We start from the raw sequence: 1,468 nt of genomic DNA on the forward strand, positions 1-1,468 counted from the left end.
GGCGGGGTAGTCGGAACCAACGCGGCGCGGATGGCGGTTGGCATGGGAGCGCGGGTGACGGTACTGGATCGTTCGCTGGTACGATTGCGGGAACTGGACGATCTGTTTCAGGGCCGGTTGTTGACCCGCTTCGCGACGCTGGAAGCAGTAGAAGAGGAAGTGCTGATGGCGGATCTGACCGTTGGTGCAGTGCTGATACCCGGCGCAGCGGCGCCCAAGCTGATTCCACGGGGGCTGCTGGCGGCGATGAAGCCGGGTTCGGTGCTGGTGGATGTCTCGATTGACCAAGGCGGCTGCTTTGAGACTTCGCATCCGACCACCCATGCCGATCCCACCTATATTATTGATGGAGTAGTGCATTACTGCGTGGCCAACATGCCCGGCGCGGTGGCGCGCACCTCGACTTTCGCCCTCAACAACGCCACCTTGCCTTACATCCTGCAACTGGCCGATCAGGGCGCGGTTGCGGCGCTTCGGAACGATCCCTGCCTGCGCGCCGGGTTGAATATCCATTGTGGACGAGTCACCTATCGGGCGGTGGCTGAAGCATTGGGCTATGACTACCTGCCGCCCGAAGATGCGCTGGCCGCAGCGTGATCGGACTTGCTGACGAGCGGGACGGATGACTTGCGCCGGTTCCGTCGTTACAATCCTTCCCCCTTTGTCTACCCCGGATGTTGGAAGCCATGCAGGAACTGAATCCCTATTTCAACCAGATTAGCGACTTACGGGGACGCTGCGCGTCTCTGAGGGGGTATCTTTGACTTCGAGACCAAGCGTGAGCGGCTGGATGAAGTCAACCGGGAGTTGCAGGAGTCGAATGTCTGGAACAACCCGGATCGGGCGCAGGCACTAGGCAAGGAACGCGCTCTGTTGGAAGCAGTGGTCAACCGGCTGGAACATCTTGACCGGGGTTTGAACGAGGTCGCCGAGCTGCTGACCTTGGCCGGCGAAGAAGGGGATGAGGCGGCGGTCGCTGAGGTGGTGGGGGATTTGGAGAGCTGCGCCCGTATCGTTGCCGATCTGGAATTTCAACGGATGTTTTCCGGCGAACTGGACGCCAGCAATGCCTTCGTCGATATCCAGGCCGGTTCTGGCGGCACCGAGGCGCAGGACTGGGCGGAGATGCTGCTGCGGATGTATCTGCGTTGGGGCGAGCGGCGCGGTTTCAAAACCGAATTGCTGGAAGTATCGCCGGGTGAAGTGGCGGGGATTAAAAGCGCCAGCATTCGTTATGAAGGCGATTACGCCTACGGCTGGCTGCGAACCGAAACCGGCGTGCATCGCCTGGTGCGCAAATCTCCGTTTGATTCCGGCAACCGTCGCCACACCTCGTTCGCAGCAGTATTCGTCGCCCCAGAAGTGGATGACGATATCGAAGTGGACATCAATCCGGCGGATTTGCGCGTAGACGTGTACCGCGCTTCCGGGGCGGGTGGTCAGCATGTCAACCGTACTGAATCAGCGG

The 1,468-nt window shown here is 60.6% G+C and carries 1 protein-coding gene and 1 pseudogene; both read left to right on the forward strand.

Annotated elements, in window-relative coordinates:
- On the forward strand, positions 1–597 hold a 597-nt coding region (locus BN874_RS13205; protein WP_034434223.1), incomplete at its 5' end, for an alanine dehydrogenase.
- Positions 598–686: 89 nt separating this feature from the next.
- Positions 687–1,468, forward strand: a pseudogene (locus BN874_RS13210) (PCRF domain-containing protein); the annotation flags it as partial.

This window comes from Candidatus Contendobacter odensis Run_B_J11, assembly GCF_000531125.1.
GTDB classification, from domain to species: Bacteria; Pseudomonadota; Gammaproteobacteria; order Competibacterales; family Competibacteraceae; genus Contendibacter; species Contendibacter odensensis.